This window comes from Arthrobacter globiformis, from assembly GCF_030818015.1.
Lineage (GTDB): Bacteria > Actinomycetota > Actinomycetes > Actinomycetales > Micrococcaceae > Arthrobacter > Arthrobacter globiformis_C.
The window spans coordinates 1,852,791-1,869,392 of the sequence record NZ_JAUSZX010000001.1; the positions used below are offsets into that span (position 1 = coordinate 1,852,791).

16 protein-coding genes are annotated in these 16,602 nt (G+C 67.4%); 13 read left to right on the forward strand and 3 right to left on the reverse strand.

From position 1 onward, the window contains the following. Positions 1–6: 6 nt before the first annotated feature. The 3 genes from miaB to dapF are packed head-to-tail and all read left to right on the forward strand — an operon-like array spanning position 7 to position 3,468. The gene (miaB, locus tag QFZ23_RS08520) at positions 7–1,578 is read left to right on the forward strand and encodes a tRNA (N6-isopentenyl adenosine(37)-C2)-methylthiotransferase MiaB (RefSeq protein WP_306922106.1); all 1,572 of its coding nucleotides are present in this window, start codon (positions 7–9) and stop codon (positions 1,576–1,578) included. Positions 1,579–1,582: 4 nt separating this feature from the next. Then, positions 1,583–2,482, forward strand: coding sequence for a tRNA (adenosine(37)-N6)-dimethylallyltransferase MiaA (gene miaA, locus QFZ23_RS08525; RefSeq protein WP_306922107.1), 900 nt, complete (start codon positions 1,583–1,585; stop codon positions 2,480–2,482). 41 nt (positions 2,483–2,523) lie between these two features. Further along, positions 2,524–3,468 carry a diaminopimelate epimerase gene (gene dapF, locus QFZ23_RS08530; RefSeq protein ID WP_306922108.1) on the forward strand — a complete coding sequence of 315 codons (945 nt, stop codon included), beginning with the start codon at positions 2,524–2,526 and terminating at the stop codon, positions 3,466–3,468. Here the strand turns inward: dapF and QFZ23_RS08535 are convergent. Continuing rightward, a complete protein-coding gene (locus QFZ23_RS08535; RefSeq protein WP_306922109.1) occupies positions 3,449–4,063 on the reverse strand; it encodes a class I SAM-dependent methyltransferase in 615 nt (204 codons plus the stop codon). The genes dapF and QFZ23_RS08535 overlap by 20 nt on opposite strands. 380 nt (positions 4,064–4,443) lie before the next feature. Between QFZ23_RS08535 and hflX the strand changes: the two genes are divergently transcribed. Continuing rightward, on the forward strand, positions 4,444–6,021 hold the full coding sequence (gene hflX / locus QFZ23_RS08540; RefSeq protein ID WP_306922112.1) for a GTPase HflX: 1,578 nt from the start codon (positions 4,444–4,446) through the stop codon (positions 6,019–6,021). Next, on the forward strand, positions 6,014–8,074 hold the full coding sequence (locus tag QFZ23_RS08545; RefSeq protein ID WP_306922115.1) for an ATP-dependent DNA helicase: 2,061 nt from the start codon (positions 6,014–6,016) through the stop codon (positions 8,072–8,074). Before hflX ends, QFZ23_RS08545 begins: the two co-directional genes overlap by 8 nt. A 78-nt stretch (positions 8,075–8,152) precedes the next feature. Here the strand turns inward: QFZ23_RS08545 and lexA are convergent, their stop codons facing one another. Then, positions 8,153–8,899 (reverse strand): transcriptional repressor LexA, encoded by a 747-nt coding sequence (lexA, locus tag QFZ23_RS08550; protein ID WP_306922117.1) that lies wholly within the window; start codon positions 8,897–8,899, stop codon positions 8,153–8,155. Positions 8,900–9,400: 501 nt separating this feature from the next. On the opposite strand from lexA, the gene QFZ23_RS23695 reads away from it, so the two are divergent. From QFZ23_RS23695 to QFZ23_RS08590, 8 genes are all read left to right on the forward strand, one after another. Beyond that, positions 9,401–9,751, forward strand: coding sequence for a LysM peptidoglycan-binding domain-containing protein (locus QFZ23_RS23695; RefSeq protein WP_373427925.1), 351 nt, complete (start codon positions 9,401–9,403; stop codon positions 9,749–9,751). Between the two features lie 173 nt (positions 9,752–9,924). Further along, a complete protein-coding gene (locus tag QFZ23_RS08560) occupies positions 9,925–11,043 on the forward strand; it encodes a histidinol-phosphate transaminase (RefSeq protein WP_306922121.1) in 1,119 nt (372 codons plus the stop codon). A 59-nt stretch (positions 11,044–11,102) separates the two neighbouring features. Next, complete coding sequence (gene hisB / locus QFZ23_RS08565) at positions 11,103–11,729, forward strand: imidazoleglycerol-phosphate dehydratase HisB (RefSeq protein ID WP_306922122.1); 627 nt, start codon at positions 11,103–11,105, stop codon at positions 11,727–11,729. Beyond that, complete coding sequence (gene hisH, locus QFZ23_RS08570; RefSeq protein WP_306922124.1) at positions 11,726–12,463, forward strand: imidazole glycerol phosphate synthase subunit HisH; 738 nt, start codon at positions 11,726–11,728, stop codon at positions 12,461–12,463. The genes hisB and hisH overlap by 4 nt, the downstream gene beginning before the upstream one ends. After that, positions 12,464–12,622, forward strand: coding sequence for a hypothetical protein (locus QFZ23_RS08575; RefSeq protein WP_306922126.1), 159 nt, complete (start codon positions 12,464–12,466; stop codon positions 12,620–12,622). A 77-nt stretch (positions 12,623–12,699) separates the two neighbouring features. Beyond that, a complete protein-coding gene (priA, locus tag QFZ23_RS08580) occupies positions 12,700–13,446 on the forward strand; it encodes a bifunctional 1-(5-phosphoribosyl)-5-((5-phosphoribosylamino)methylideneamino)imidazole-4-carboxamide isomerase/phosphoribosylanthranilate isomerase PriA (RefSeq protein WP_102970896.1) in 747 nt (248 codons plus the stop codon). Between the two features lie 9 nt (positions 13,447–13,455). Beyond that, positions 13,456–14,367, forward strand: coding sequence for an SseB family protein (locus QFZ23_RS08585; RefSeq protein ID WP_373427863.1), 912 nt, complete (start codon positions 13,456–13,458; stop codon positions 14,365–14,367). Positions 14,368–14,426: 59 nt separating this feature from the next. Next, positions 14,427–15,725, forward strand: a complete 1,299-nt coding sequence (locus QFZ23_RS08590) for an MFS transporter (protein ID WP_306922129.1) — start codon at positions 14,427–14,429, stop codon at positions 15,723–15,725. 140 nt (positions 15,726–15,865) lie between these two features. Here QFZ23_RS08590 and QFZ23_RS08595 read toward each other — a convergent pair whose 3' ends face one another. Continuing rightward, on the reverse strand, positions 15,866–16,252 hold the full coding sequence (locus tag QFZ23_RS08595; protein ID WP_003798723.1) for a DUF1844 domain-containing protein: 387 nt from the start codon (positions 16,250–16,252) through the stop codon (positions 15,866–15,868). Positions 16,253–16,602: the final 350 nt, after the last annotated feature.

Sequence of the window (16,602 nt, forward strand, 5' to 3'; positions counted from 1 at the left end):
TAATGGGTGAGTCTGACCTATCCTTCCCCCGCAGCCGGCACCGAAAACGAACCAACCGGCGACGCCGCTGTGCCCCGCACCTATCAGGTGCGCACTTTCGGCTGCCAGATGAACGTTCACGACTCCGAGCGCATGGCGGGGATGCTGGAAGCCGCCGGTTATGTACCGGCGGACGGTGCCCAGGCCGACGTCGTCGTCTTCAACACCTGCGCGGTGCGGGAGAACGCTGACAACAAGCTCTACGGCAACCTCGGCCAGCTGGCGCCGATCAAGGCAGCCAACCCGGGGATGCAGATCGCCGTCGGTGGCTGCCTCGCCCAGAAGGACCGCGAAACCATCCTGAAGAAGGCGCCCTGGGTAGATGCGGTCTTCGGCACACACAACGTCGGCGCCCTGCCCGCCCTCCTGGACCGGGCGCGCCACAACAACGAGGCGCAGCTGGAGATCCTTGAGTCGCTGGACGTCTTTCCGTCCACGCTGCCCACCAAGCGCGACTCGGTCTATTCGGGTTGGGTGTCCATTTCGGTGGGCTGCAACAACACCTGCACCTTCTGCATCGTCCCTGCCCTGCGCGGCAAGGAAAAGGACCGCCGGCCCGGGGAGATCCTCGCCGAGGTGCAGGCCCTGGTGGACGACGGGGCCATCGAAGTGACGCTACTCGGCCAGAACGTGAACTCGTACGGGGTGGAGTTCGGGGACCGCCAGGCCTTCTCCAAGCTGCTGCGCGCCTGCGGCGAGATCCCGGGCCTGGAACGGGTGAGGTTCACCAGCCCCCATCCGGCCGCGTTCACCGATGACGTCATCGACGCCATGGCCGAGACGCCCAACGTAATGCCGCAGCTCCACATGCCGCTCCAGTCGGGCTCGGACAAGGTCCTGCGTGACATGAAGCGTTCCTACCGGTCGGCGAAGTTCCTCGGCATCCTGGACAAGGTCCGCGCCAAAATGCCGCATGCCGCGATCTCGACGGACATCATCGTCGGTTTCCCGGGGGAGACGGAGGAGGATTTCCAGTCAACCCTGGACGTCGTCGAAAAGTCACGCTTCGCCACCGCCTTCACCTTCCAGTACTCCAAGCGGCCCGGCACGCCGGCCGCTGACCTCCCGGACCAGCTGCCCAAGGCAGTGGTGCAGGAACGCTTCGAGCGACTCACCGCGCTCCAGGACCGCATTGCCGCGGAAGAGAACGCCACCCAGTTGGGACGCCGGGTTGAGGTCATGGTAACCGCCCAGTCCGGCCGTAAGTCGGAGGAAACCCACCGCCTCTCCGGACGTTCGCAGGACCAGCGCCTTGTCCACTTCACGGTTCCCGAGGGCGCTCCTGCCCCGAGGCCCGGAGACCTGGTGACAGTCACCATCACAGAAGCCGCCGCCTTCCACCTGATCGCCGATCCGGCCACCGCGGACGACTACTCCCTGCGCAGGTCCCGCGCCGGTGATGCCTGGGACAGGGCGCAGGCCGACTCCTGCGGAGCCCCTGTACCGGGTGCGGGGGCACCCGGTGCAGCAGGTGCCACCGGGGCAGGCAGGACCGGCGTGTCGCTTGGCATGCCCTCGCTCCCGGTGCGGAGCCGCTGACCCGGTGGCGGGCCGGCCCCCCGTCATAGCGGTCGTCGGACCCACCGGATCGGGAAAGTCCGACCTCGCCGTCGAACTTGCCCTGGCCCTGGATGGCGAGGTGGTCAACGCCGACGCCATGCAGTTCTACCGCGGCATGGACATCGGCACCGCCAAGGTCACCGAAGCCGAACAGCGGGGAGTCCGGCACCACCTGCTGGACATCCTGGACGTGACGCAGGAGGCGTCGGTGTCGGACTTCCAGCAGCAGGCGAGGGCCGCCGTCGCCGACATCCACCGCCGCGGCAGGCGCGCCATCCTGGCCGGCGGGTCGGGCCTGTATGTCCGCGCCGCCCTCGACGTGCTGGACTTTCCGGGAACCGATCCGGAAATCCGGGCCCGGCTCGAACAGGAGAACGCCGAGGCAGGCACTGCGGTGCTGCTGGACCGCCTCCGCGCGGTGGATCCCGTCTCCGCCGGACGCCTCTCAGACGCCCGCCGCATCATCCGCGCGCTTGAGGTGTTCGAACTGACGGGACGCCCGTTCAGCTCCTTCATGCCTACCCGCGAGTACCACCAGCCGGCCGTCCAGATCGGCCTGGAGGTGGACCGTGAGCAGCTGCGCGACCGGCTCGCCGTCCGCGTGCACCGGATGGTGGAGCGGGGGCTGCTCGCGGAAGTCGAACGGCTGGACGCCCAGGGCCTGCGCCGCGGCAAGACCGCACCGCGCGCACTGGGCTACGCGCAGTTCCTCAAAGTGCTCGACGGCGAAGCGGACGTAGCGCAGGCAGCCGGGGAAACCATCGTGGCCACCAGACAGTTCGCTCGCCGGCAGCTAACGTGGTTCCGGGCCGACCCCCGCATCAGCTGGCTGGACTGGCAGGACCCCGAGCTGGTCGCCAAGGCGATCGGCCTCGCCCGCTGACCCGTTTTCTGGCGCCGCCGGCGGGCGGGTAACCTTGAATCATGAATGAAACCCTTGCAGAATCAGTCCGGCCTGCCGCCACCACACTGAGCGGACTGCGGTTCTCCAAGGGCCATGGAACAGGCAACGACTTCGTCCTGGTGGCTGACCCCGAAGGCGTGCACGCAATCTCTGCGGAGCAGGTCGCCCAGCTGTGCGACCGCCACCGCGGCATCGGCGGTGACGGCCTCATCCGCGCCGTCCCGTCCCGGCTCCTTGACGAGGGCCGGCAGCTTCTTGCCGAAAACCCCGACGCCGAGTGGTTCATGGATTACCGCAACGGTGACGGTTCCCTGTCGGAGATGTGCGGCAACGGCGTGCGCGTGTTCGTCCACTTCCTTCTGGCCGAAGGCCTGGCTGAGCTGCCTGCCGGCGGCTCCCTGACCATCGGCACCCGCGGCGGCGTCAAGACCATTGTCCGCACAGGTGACGGCTACGCCGTCGACATGGGCCCTTGGGAGTTCATCTTCCCGGACGAGGCAGCGGCCCGTGCCATGGATTCGCTGGTCAGCGCCGACGGACTCGAGGTGCCGCGGCCGGCGCTGTCCGTCAGCATGGGCAACCCCCACACAGTCGTCGCCCTGGCCGAGCTGTCCGAACTCCGGGACACCCGGCTTTTCACCGCCCCGCACGTCGACCCGACTCCCGCCAACGGCACCAACGTCGAGTTTGTTGTCCCGGCCGAGCCGCTGGTGCACGACGGCGTGGGCACCGTCACCATGCGGGTCCATGAACGCGGCGTCGGCGAAACGCAGTCCTGCGGCACCGGCGCGTGCGCGGCGGCGGTGGCCATCCGCCACTGGGCCGGGCAGGGCGCCCCGGACGCCTGGCAGGTAAAGGTGCCGGGCGGCGTTGTGGGCGTGAAGTTCTTCACTGTCGCCGGCGGCCGCGAGCACGTCGAACTTAGCGGACCGGCAACGATCGTTGCTACCGGGACGCTTTCCTGACCCGCAGGATCCTGAACGACTTGGACGTGCCTTCCCGCGACACAGTGAAGGAGTCGTCCAGCGCCCCCGCAAGCCAGCGCTGAAGCGAATCCGAGCCCAGGTTCTTCTGCACCACCAGCCACGCCGAACCGCCCGGCGCCAGCCTCGGCAGCCAGAGCAGCAGGAGTGAGTGCAGCTCATCCTTGCCGATCCTGATCGGGGGATTGGACCAGATGGTGTCGAAGCGGATTTCAGGGTCCACGTCCTCCGGCCTGCTGGCCGCGACGTTGCTGAGCCCAAGCAGTTCGGCGTTCCCGTTCGTGAGCGCGACGCAGCGTTCATTCACATCCACTGCATAGACCTGCGCGTGCGGTGCCCGCAGCGCCATGGTCAGGGCGATGGGTCCCCAGCCGCAGCCGATGTCGAGCAGGTTTCCCTGCGGGGCGGGAGCGGGGACCTCCGCCAGCAGGATGGCCGTCCCCTTGTCGATTCCGTCCGGACTGAAGATGCCCGACGAGGTCTGCAGCTTCCGCGTCTCACCGGCCAGTTCAACAGTGAGGGGCTTGCGGGTGAACGGGCCCGCAGGTGAGGCGCTGAAATAGTGGGCAGATTCCATAACTGGCCAGATTAGTGGGCCGCCCGCCTGATGGGAAACCGGCCAGGTGCGGAAGCGGTACCGGTGTTCTGCTATCCTTGAACGCATGTTCCTGATTTTTGAGTAGCCGGCTTTCTTTGCCCGCGGCCTTCAGCCGCCGGTACCGGCCCGGGGCTCCCTTCCGATGCGATGCAGGTTTACCGCCTTCCGCCGGAGCGCAGCTTTAAACGCCGCGCAGCCCAAACAGCACTCGATCAGTCCACTTCCCGCCGGCCCAGCGTGTCCGCTGCCGGCATGTCAGGAGCACCTCCATGACCCCTCGCAGTCAGCCCAGCGCGAATACCGCTGCCAAGGGCGGCAATCAGCACTATTCTGAAGATGCAGAACCTTCAAAGGAGACCATGACCAATCAGCAAAATTCCGGTTCCGAGCCAGCCGCCCAGGACATGAGTCCCGAGGAGATCCAGGCTGTCATCGACCGGATTCTCGCCAAGGACGTCCCGGCCAGGAACGCAGCGGCAGCCGACGGCAGCCGCGCCGACAGCAAGGGTGTCCTGGGCAAGGCGCAGGCCATCTCGCAGCTCGCTGAAGAGCACAGCACGTTCGACGGCGACCAGCAGGACCTCGAGGAACGCCGGGCACTGCGACGCACGGCCGGCCTGTCCACGGAACTCGAAGACGTCACCGAAGTCGAATACCGGCAGTTGCGCCTGGAACGCGTTGTTCTCGCCGGCCTCTGGAGCGAAGGCACGCTGGCTGACGCCGAAAACTCGCTGCGCGAACTCGCCGCGCTGGCGGAAACAGCGGGCTCGGAAGTCCTCGACGGCCTGGTCCAGCGGCGGGCCAAGCCGGACCCCGGCACGTTCCTCGGGGCGGGCAAGGCTCTGGAGCTCAAGGACGTTGTGATGTCCACCGGCGCGGACACCGTTGTCGTGGATGCCGAACTCGCTCCGTCCCAGCGGCGTGGCCTTGAAGACATTGTCAAGGTGAAGGTCATCGACCGCACGGCCCTGATCCTCGACATCTTCGCCCAGCACGCTAAGAGCCGTGAAGGCAAGGCCCAGGTGGAGCTGGCACAGCTCGAATACCTCCTCCCGCGCCTCCGCGGCTGGGGTGAATCGATGTCCCGCCAGGCCGGTGGCCAGGTGGGCGGTGCAGGCGCCGGCATGGGCTCGCGTGGTCCCGGTGAAACCAAGATCGAACTGGACCGGCGCAGGATCCGCACGCGGATGGCTAAGCTGCGGCGCGAGATCGCCGCGATGAAGCCGGCACGGGAGACCAAACGGGCCAACCGCCGTCGTAATGAAGTCCCGTCAGTGGCCATTGCCGGATACACCAACGCCGGCAAGTCCTCGCTGCTGAACCGCCTCACCGACGCCGGAGTCCTGGTGGAGAACGCCCTGTTCGCCACCCTGGACCCCACCGTCCGCAAGGCCGAGACCGCCGACGGCGTTGGCTACACGCTGGCCGACACCGTGGGGTTCGTCCGGTCCCTTCCCACGCAGCTGGTGGAGGCCTTCCGCTCCACCCTGGAGGAAGTGGCGGATGCAGACCTGATCCTGCACGTCGTGGACGTGTCCCACCCGGATCCGGAGGGTCAGATCGCCGCCGTGCGCTCAGTGTTCGCCGAGGTGGACGCCCGCAAGGTGCCTGAGATCATCGTCCTGAACAAGGCGGACGCCGCCGACCCCTTTGTGGTGGAGCGGCTCAAGCAGCGCGAACCGCGGCATGTGGTGGTTTCGGCACGCACGGGGGAGGGCATCGCCGAGCTGCTCAAGGCCATCAGCGAGGCCATCCCGCGGCCGAGCGTCAAGATGCGGTTGCTCGTCCCGTACCACCGCGGCGATCTGATCAGCAAGCTCCACGACTCCGACGCGGAGATCCTGAGCCTGGATCACGAAGAGGGCGGCACCCGCGCCGTGGTCATGGTCCGGGAAGGCCTCGCGGCTGAACTGGAATCCTTCAGTACCGATGACTGACGAGGCGGCAGCCGCCGGTGCCGCGGGCACGGCCGGCGAGCAGCGTGTGCTTGACCTGCTCGACCGTGCCGTGGCGGGCATGGGCGGCCAAAGCCGCAGCGGCCAGCACGAGATGGCCAGGCAGGTGGCGCGCGCAATAGAAACGGGCGACCACCTGCTGGTCCAGGCCGGCACCGGAACCGGCAAGTCGCTGGCGTACCTGGTCCCGCTCATTGCGCACTCGCTCCAGAGCAACAAGCCTGCCCTCGTGTCCACCGCCACCCTCGCCCTCCAGACCCAGATCGTGGGCAGGGACCTTCCCCGGCTCCTGGAAAGCCTCGAACCGGCACTCGACCGGCCTGTGAAGGTTGCGCTGGTCAAGGGCCGCGCCAACTACGTCTGCAGGCACAAGCTCGAGGGCGGCTTTCCCTCCGAGGAACCCTCGGAGGGCCAGCTCTTCTCGCTGGGCGAGGACACCAACGTCCCGCACTTCGCCGCGGCGGTGGGCGGCCCCTCGTCCCAGCTCGGCAAGGAGGTGGTCCGGCTCCGTGAATGGGCGGAGCAGACCACCACAGGTGACCGCGACGAGCTGCTTCCCGGCGTCACGGACCGGGCCTGGCGGCAGGTGTCCGTCACGTCCATGGAATGCCTCGGCGCGCAGAAGTGCCCCCTCGCCGAAGAGTGCTTCAGCGAGCTTGCCCGCCATAACGCGACGGAAGCCGACGTCGTGGTGACCAACCACGCCATGCTGGCCGTCAGTGCCTTCGAAGGCCTGGCGGTGCTGCCGGAGTACGACGTCGTGGTGGTGGACGAGGCCCACGAACTCCAGGACCGGGTCACCGGCGCGGTTTCGGGGCAGCTGTCGGTGGCCATGGTCCACGCCGCAGCGTCCGGCGCCCGCAAGCACACCGGGATCACCGTTGACGCGCTCAACACAGCGGCCGCCAACCTCGAGGTGGCTCTCGCCGGCGTTCCCAGCGGCCTGCTGCCCAACGGCCTGAACGACGAGCAGCTGGACTGTGTGGACCAGCTTCGTGAGGCCTGCCGGGCTGCGCTGTCGGATTCCAAGGGGGACAGCAATACAACGGCCGACGGCGGGCGGCAGCTCGCGCGCTCCCGCCTGCTGGTGATCTTGGAGCTTTGCGAACGGCTCATCGCCGCCCGCGAAAACCGCGAGGTGGTCTGGTTCTCCCGGAACAGCACGTTTGATCCCCAGCAGGGTTACTCTGCGCCGGACGAGACTGCCCCGGCGCTGGTCAACATCGCCCCGCTGAGCGTCGCCGGCCGGCTCCGGGAAGGCCTGTTCGCCGGGCATACAGTCGTGCTGACATCGGCCACTCTTGCCATCGGCTCTGCCTTCGAACCAGCGGCCGGCGGGTTGGGCCTGGTCGGGGACGGTGCGCCGAGCTGGACCGGCGTCGACGTGGGTTCGCCCTTCGACTACCCCAGGCAGGGCATCCTCTACGTAGCAGGCCACCTGCCGAAACCGGGCCGTGGCACTTCGCCTGAGGCCCTGGGCGAACTCGAGTCGCTCATCCGCGCCTCCGGCGGGGGAGCGCTTTGTCTGTTCTCCTCAAGGAGGGCGGCCGAGGAAGCCGCGGACGCCCTGCGCACACGGCTGGATATCAGCATTCTTTGCCAGGGCGAATCCACCATGACGGCCCTGGTGAAGCAGTTTGCTGACGAGCCCGATACCTGCCTGTTCGGCACGATGTCACTGTGGCAGGGGGTCGACGTGCCAGGCGGGTCCTGCCGCCTGGTGGTCATTGACAGGATTCCCTTCCCGCGGCCGGACGATCCGCTGATGACCGCGCGGTCCCGGGCCGTTGCCCAGGCCGGCGGCAACGGCTTCATGTCCGTATCCGCCACGCACGCGGCCATCAGGCTTGCCCAGGGGGCGGGACGGCTCATTCGGTCCACGAACGACAAGGGCGTTGTGGCCGTTCTCGATTCCCGGCTGTCCACCGAACGCTACGGCGGGTTCCTGCGCGCGGCCCTGCCGCCGTTCTGGCCAACGACCGACCGGAAGACCGCCGTCGCGGCGCTGGAAAGGCTCGCCGGAGCGCAGGCGTAGCGAAAGCCCCGGGCTAAAGTGAACTGCCGCCCGGGGGGCTCCTTGAAGGACGTTTCCGGGAGAGGAAGCCCGCGGTCGCTACAGCGAACGGAGTACGGAAACCACCTTGCCCATCACAACCGCGTGATCGCCGAGGATGGGTTCGTACTGGGTGTTCTGCGGAAGCAGCCACGTGTGGCCGTCCCGCTGCCGGAAGGTCTTGACCGTTGCTTCGTCGTCGAGCAGCGCCGCGACGATGTCCCCGTTGACCGCGTCGCTCTGCCGCCGGACCACTACCCAGTCTCCGTCGCAGATGGCGGCATCCACCATGGAGTCGCCTGCGACCCTGAGCATGAACAGCTCGCCGTGGCCCACCAGCTGGCGGGGCAGCGGCATCAGGTCCTCCACCATCTGGTCCGCGAGGATGGGACCGCCGGCCGCGATCCGGCCTACCAGCGGGACCATTGCGGTGTCCATCGCGCTGGGCAGTTCGGACACGGCAGCGCCTGCCGTGCTCAGGGCCGGGGCCTTGTCCGCACCGCCGGATTTTGCCGTGCCTGCGTCCAGGGTGAGCGGCATCAGGACCTCCATGGCGCGCGGACGCTTGGGGTCACGCCGAAGGTAGCCAAGCTTTTCCAGCTGTGAGAGCTGATGGGTCACGCTGGACAGGCTGGCCAGGCCGACGGTGTCGCCGATTTCCCGCATCGACGGCGGATAGCCGTTCTCGTTGACCGAGCGCTGGATGGTTTCCAGGATCTTCTTCTGGCGGAGTGTAAGTCCCTTGGGGGTCCGCTGAGACCGCGGGCTGCGCTGGGGAGCCTTGCCGTCAGAGGCCTGTGCTGCCATGTTCGCCAACGCCTTTCCATTCCTCCCGGCCGCGGTAGCTGCAGTGGCCGGGAACTTCCGGCCTGAAAAATGTCAGACCCTGCTGATCAACTGCAGATGTGGTTGTTCTGTGATCTCCAACGTAGGCCAGCCATACGGCTTTTTCAAACATTTGTTCTAGCGAGTCTCGACTTAATTCGTTGATAGGTGCTAAAACTAGGAAAGGCAAAGTTCGAACATCTGTTCTAGTGCGGGCCGCTTGTTAGCCCGGTGTTCGAACTGTTTGTTCGAACGCGAGGCAGTACAACTTGGTCCAGGAGGGCTCACGCCATGTCAGCTTCAACAGCAGTCCAGTTCGCAGATCCCCATGGCCGTGCAACGGCTCAAGACGGTGTAGTGATCCACCTCAGTGCAGTCCGCCAGCGCAGTGCAGTGCGCGAACAAAGTGCACCCAGCGAACACAGTGCAGTACGCGAACACAGTGCAGTCCGCGAACGCAGTGAAGTGGGCCAGCGCGGCACGGTGCCTCCGTCCCGCGCAGCATCACGGCCGGGCAAGCCGCCGCGCCTTCGCCTCACCCGCCGAGGCCGGATTGTCCTGATCGGCCTGCCGCTTGTTCTGCTTGCCGCCGTGATTCTGTCCCTGGCGGGTCTCCTAAACTCGCCGGCCAAGGCTGCGGACAGCGCCAGCGGCCTGAGTGTCACGCCCGCAGTTTCGGTCACGGTGCAGCCCGGTGAATCGCTCTGGGCCATCGCCGGAAAAGTCGATCCGAACCGTGATCCCCGGGACGTGATCGCGGACATCGTCCAGCTCAACGACCTTCAGGCGGGGAAGGTCATGCCCGGCCAGCAGCTGTTTGTGCCGAACAAATAGCCTTGTGCCGAACAAATAGGCCGGGCCATGCAAAATGCGTGGCCCCGATTTAGTTGGCCTGCACCCTCGGCATGAGTCGAACGGCCCCGAAACGCGGGCAGCTGCGGGTGGTTGCCGTGCGCTGGAACCGTCACAGTTTCCGGCCAGCCCTCCGGGATACTTAAACTGACTAGGTGACTGACCAGCTTGAGCGACTGAACCGACTGCCCCTGCGGACCAATCTGAGGGGGCTGTCCCCTTACGGCGCCCCGCAGCTTGACGTTCCGATCCTGCTCAACGTCAACGAGAACACGCATGGCGTGCCCGCCGACGTGCGGGCGGCCATCACCGCGGCCGTAACCGAGGCCGCCGCCGGACTCAACCGGTACCCCGACCGCGAATTCACCGAACTCCGGGAGGCCCTGGCGGAATACCTCGGCCACGGGCTCAGCGCGGACAACCTCTGGGCAGCCAACGGCTCCAACGAGGTCCTCCAGCAGATCCTCCAGGCCTTCGGCGGCCCGGGCCGTTCGCTCCTGAGCTTCCCGCCGACGTACTCCATGTACCCGCTCCTCGCCAGCGGCACGGACACCGCCTACATCGCCGGCAGGCGCGCCGATGACTACGGCCTCAGCGCCGAGTCGGCCGCCAGCCAGGTGCGCGAACTCCAGCCCAACATCGTCTTCCTCTGCTCGCCCAACAACCCCACAGGCACGGGCCTGGGCCTGGATGTGGTGGAGGCCGTCTACGAGGCGGGCGAGGCCAGCCAGGCGGTCGTCGTCGTGGACGAGGCCTATCACGAGTTTGCGCACGACGGCACGCCCAGCGCTCTTACCCTGCTGCCCGGCCGGGAGCGGCTCATCGTCTCCCGGACCATGAGCAAGGCGTTCGCTCTTGCCGGCGCCCGCCTCGGTTACATGGCCGCAGCCCCGGAGGTGACCGACGCCCTGCGGCTGGTGCGCCTGCCCTACCACCTGTCGGCCGTCACGCAGGCTACTGCCCTGGCGGCGCTGCAGCACCGCGAGGCGCTCATGGCGGATGTCCAGGACATCAAGCGGCAGCGCGACCGGATTGTCGCTGAACTGACGCGGATGGGGCTGCGGCCCGCGGCGTCCGACTCCAACTACGTCTTCTTCGGCGGGCTGGAAAACCCCCATGAGGTCTGGCAGGAACTGCTGGATGCAGGGGTGCTTGTCCGGGACGTGGGCATCGCCGGCCACCTGCGCGTCACGGCCGGTACTGAGACGGAAACCACAGCCTTCCTGGAAGCGCTGGAAAGCATCCTGGCCCGGCAGGCCGCACTTCCGGCCTAAACTTGAATATGGACCAGGTCAGGTCCGCCCCCATCCTTCGTCAAAGGACATCTATCACCATGAGCGACACCGGAACCAAGGCTGCCGAGGCACGGATTGCCCGTATGGAGCGCGCCACCAGCGAATCTTCCGTGCTGGTGGAGATTAACCTCGACGGCACCGGAGTGTCGGACATCAGCACGTCGGTCCCGTTCTACGACCACATGCTGACGGCGCTGTGCAAGCACTCACTCATCGACATGACCGTCAAGGCCACCGGCGACACCCACATTGACGTCCACCACACCGTCGAGGATGTTGCCATCACGTTCGGCGAGGTGCTGCGCACCGCCCTGGGCAACAAGGCAGGCATCCGCCGCTTCGGTGAGGCCACCGTGCCGCTGGACGAGGCCCTGGCGCACGCAGTCGTCGACGTCTCCGGCCGGCCCTACCTGGTGCACGGCGGCGAGCCCGCCGGGCAGGAGTACCACCTGATCGGCGGCCACTTCACGGGATCGCTGACCCGGCACGTGTTCGAGGCAATCACGCTGCACGCCGGCATCTGCCTGCACATGAACGTCATCGCCGGCCGCGACCCGCACCACATCGTGGAAGCCCAGTTCAAGGCATTCGCGCGGGCTCTCCGTGCAGCCGTCGAGCCGGATCCCCGCGTCGAAGGCATTCCGTCCACCAAGGGAGCACTATGACCGGCAAAGTACTGCGCGAGGGTGCGATCATCGATCCGTCGGCCACGCTGAAGCCGGTTTCCCCGGAGGGCAAGCCCACCGTCACCGTCCTTGACTACGGCTCCGGCAACGTCCGTTCGGCCGTGCGTGCCCTGGAACGTGCCGGTGCCGAGGTCATCCTGAGTTCCAAGCCCGAGGACGTGCTGAACGCCGACGGGCTGGTCGTTCCGGGCGTCGGCGCCTTCGAAACGGTCATGCGCGAGCTCAAGGCCGTTGATGGAATCCGGATGATCGGCCGCCGCGTTGCCGGCGGACGTCCGGTCCTCGGAATCTGCGTCGGCCTGCAGGTGCTCTTCGAGGCCGGCGTCGAACACGGGACCGAAGCCGAAGGCATGGGGGAGTGGCCCGGCAAGGTGGAGCTCCTCCCGGCCGAAGTGGTGCCGCACATGGGGTGGAACACCGTCAAGGTCCCGGAAGGCTCCCGGCTGTTCGACGGCGTCGAGGGCGAGCGCTTCTACTTTGTGCACTCCTACGGCGTCCAGAACTGGGACTTCGAGGTGATCCAGCCCCGGATGGCGCCACCCCTGGTCACGTGGTCCGAGCACGGTGGTCCCTTCATCGCCGCCGTGGAGAACGGCCCCCTCTGCGCCACCCAGTTCCACCCGGAGAAATCCGGTGACGCCGGCGCACGGCTGCTTAAAAACTGGGTTGACGGGCTCCGCGGTCCGCATTCCCGGCAGCCGGCGGACGCCTAGATGTGGTCAATCCTCCTGATGGGGCTGGCCGGCCTCCTGGTGGGCGGTGGTCTGTCCTTCAGGCAGCAGCGCAAGCCGCTCTGGATCCAGATCGGTTTCTACGTGCTGGCCGCCATGTCGCTGCTGGCCGCCTACCTGCTGACCCTTCCCGGCAAATAGCCATCTAACCCGCCGTGTGCGCCGCAGTAGACGGCGCACACGGGAACCAGCGCCTACAAGAACTGAGGAAATCTCCGATGACCAGCCAAAACGAGCTGCCGGTACTTGAACTGCTTCCCGCCGTCGACGTCGTGAACGGCCAGGCCGTCCGCCTGGTCCAGGGCGAGGCCGGCAGCGAGACAAGCTACGGAACGCCGCTGGAGGCGGCGCTCAACTGGCAGCAGCAGGGCGCGGAATGGGTCCACCTGGTGGATCTGGACGCTGCCTTCGGACGCGGCTCAAACGCGGACCTGCTGCGCGAAGTGGTGGGCCGGCTGGACATCAAAGTCGAGCTCTCCGGCGGGCTCCGGGACGATGAATCCCTGGAAAAGGCGCTGGACCTGGGCGTCGCCCGGGTAAACCTCGGCACCGCCGCCCTGGAGAACCCGGACTGGACCGCGCGGGCCATCGATCGCTTCGGTGACCGGATCGCCGTCGGCCTGGACGTCCGGGGAACCACTCTCGCCGGCCGCGGCTGGACCAAGGAAGGCGGGGACCTGTGGGACGTGCTGGGCCGCCTCGAAGAGGCCGGCTGCGCACGCTACGTTGTTACGGACGTGACCAAGGACGGCACCCTGCAGGGGCCAAACGTTGAACTCCTGCGGCAGATGGTGGAGAAGACCGGCAAGCCCGTGGTGGCCTCCGGTGGCATTTCCAGCCTTGATGACCTGAAAGTCCTGCGCTCCCTGGTGCCGCTCGGCGTCGAAGGCGCCATTGTTGGCAAGGCCCTGTATGCCGGCGCCTTCACGCTGCCCGAGGCCCTCGACGTCGCCGGACGACGCTAGGGCCTCGCCGTGACCGAGTACCAGCGCAATTCCGCGGACGGCGGCATACCGGGCGCGGACCTGCCGCCGGCACGTCGGCTGCCCGGTCACATCGAGGCCGCCCTCGCCGGGGCCGGTGGCGCCACCGATTCGGCGGGACAGCCCTGGGCCGGGCGCAGCCTCGCCGGTGACGACGCCAAAATACACAACTTCGAGGACGACGACGGCACGGCCGACGCCGGCTATCTCACCGCACTCTCTGCTCTTGTTGCTGGCGACGGCGACGAGGCCGCGGTGGTTGCCTCGCTGGCCACCGCCCGTGTCTTTGTCCCAGTGGTGGCACAGTTGGCGGAGGAAGCCGAGGGCGCGCACGGCGTGCACGCCGATAAGCAGGCCGACATGGCGCTGGTGACGCTCAAGGCGCCCGACGGCCGCCTCGCCATGCCCGTGTTCACTTCGGCAGCAGCCTTGGCGGCGTGGCACCCGGAGGCGCGGCCCGTGGCCGTTTACGCCGCGAGGGCAGCCCTGTCCGCCGTCGCCGAAGGCGCCGAGCTGCTGGTCGTGGACCCCGGTTCCGAAGTGACCTTCGTGGTCAGGCGCCCCGGCGTGTGGGCCCTCGCGCAGCAGCGGCAGTGGGTGCCGGCCTACCTGGACACCGAGCTGGCCGCGGTGCTGCGCGCCGGAGCGGACGGTAAACCCGCAGTCCGCGGCCTCGAGGTCCTTCCCGGCGGGGGAGTCGCCACCACCACCGCCTCAGGCAGCCGCGTCGATGGCGGCGGAGCCGGACCGGAACTGCGGGTGGTGCTCTACCTGGAGGACGGACTTGATGCAGCCGCGGTCCAGGCCCTCGTTGCCAGACTCCAGGCCGAGTGGAGCCGGAATGTATTGTTTGGTGAGCGCGTTGATTCGATCGAAGTCAAGCTAAGGCGCGCCGCGCAGTAGCCGCCGGGCCTGTGGGGTCCGTTCCGGTGCTGTCCGGCGGCGGAACTGAGGACCCACCTGTGAATTTCAGCCTGTACCGGGAGCTGCTGGCCATTCGGCCTATCCGCCGGCTCCTGGCGGTCGGCATGATTGCCCGCATTCCCCATTCGGCGGCGGGCGTCCTGCTGACCCTGCACATCGTCCTGACCCTCGGCGAGGGCTATGCGGCCGCTGGTACGGCAGCGGCGGTGATGACCATCGGGATCGCGCTCGGCGCACCTTGGCGCGGCCGCCGGGTGGATACGGTGGGCCTGCGGACGGCCCTGATACCTTCCGTGATTTCGGAAACTGTCATCTGGTCCGTCGTGCCGCACGTCTCCTACCAGTGGCTGCTGCCCCTCGTGTTTGTCGGCGGCCTGCTGACGCTTCCCATTTTCAGCGTGGTACGGCAGTCCCTGGGGGTCCTGGCGGACGGGGACCAGCGCAGGACAGCGTTCGCGCTGGACGCGGTCAGCACCGAGCTGGTGTTCATGATCGGCCCGGCCGCGGGTGCTGTTGTGGCCACGAGCGGCCATTCCGTGCTGGGGCTGACCGCCGTCGGTGTCTCGACGTCGCTGGCCGGGCTCTTCCTGATGTGGTTCAACCCGCCCACCCGCAGTGCTGTCCGCAACGAATCCTGCGAGGCGGACCAGCAGGAAGCCGCAGAGGTAGCCGTTGTGGCCGCCGCGCCCGCGCACCTGCAGGAAGCTGCGGCTGAACTCCGTCCGGCGGCTGCGGGCAGCAGGGGGCGGGCAGTCCTGAGGCGCAGGGTGGCCCGCAGCTTCGGCTGGTTCACCGCAGGTGTGGCCGCGGTGTTCGCCGTCGCCGCCGGCGCCGGCATGGTGCTCAGCGGCACCGATGTGGGAATCGTGGCTGCCCTGGAAACCGGCGGCCACCAGGGCGAGATCGGGGTGGTGTTCCTCTTCTGGTGCGCCGCCTCGGTGGTCGGCGGCCTTGTCTACGGCGCGATGCACCGGCCCGTTTCACCGATTCTCCTGCTGCTGGGCATGGCTGCCCTGACCATTCCAATGGGCTTTGCCACCGACACGCTGACCCTCAGCCTGTTGTCGCTGATGCCGGGGCTCCTCTGTGCGCCGGTCCTTTCGGCAGCCTCCGAGAAGGTGGCCGAACTGGTCGACGAGGCCAGGCGGGGCGAGGCCATGGGCTGGTACGGGTCCGCGCTGACCGCCGGCGTGGCACTGGGGGCCCCGCTGGCCGGACTTTTCATCGACAGCATTGGCGCGGCGGGAGGCTTCGTGTCCGTCGGGGTGGCAGGGGTGCTGCTCTGCGTCGTCGGGCTTGTCCTGCAGCAGCGGCGCCGCCGCGCCGCCACATCCTGACGGTCCGGGTTTCCTAGGGACGAGGTTTCGTTGGGAAGAGGTTCCGGTGGGAAGGCCTTCCGCCGGAAGTGCCCCCAGGCGGCAAAAACGACGGCGGGCCGGCCCCGAAGAGCCGGCCCGCCGCCGTCGAAATACAATCTCTAGTTCACTGCACCGGTGAATTTCTCACCGGGACCCTTGCCCGGGGGATCCGGAATGATGGACTCTTCGCGGAAGGCGAGCTGCAGGGACCGCAGGCCATCGCGCAACGGACCGGCATGCTGCGACCCGATCTCCGGGGCGGCTGCCGTCACCAGGCCGGCGAGGGCGGTGATGAGCTTGCGGGCCTCGTCCAGGTCCTTCAGCTCCGCGGCGTTCTCCTCAGCGGCCAGGCCGAGCTTCACGGCGGAGGCACTCATGAGGTGCACGGCCGCTGTGGTGATGACCTCGATAGCCGGAACTTCGGAGATGTCGCGGATTTGCTGCGTGACGTCGTCCCCGGCGCCGGGTGCCTGGTAGACGTGTGAATTGCTGTCTGGAGTGCTCATACTGGTAAGCTTGTCACAGACCGACTGGATGTCGTTATTTTGCCGTGTATGAGACCCACTGCCGCGAATGTGCGGTAAGCGGGTATCTTTCTGTAGAATTGATACTCAGTTTGCAAGCGGAGTTCTCTCCCACCCGCGTCAGCCGTTTTCCCTGGAAGGTTCAGGGCAGCAAGGTTGCCGGGTAACGGTCGGACGCTTCACCGGACAGGAGTTCGGTGAAATGCGTGCAGTCCCCGCGGGGAGGTGCACATCCGATCTTCGAGGCCTTCGATTGCTCCGGCAATTGGGGGCCTTCTCTATTTTGCCGGTGGAACACACATTACAAACACAGGAGCTTTAACATTAGCGAG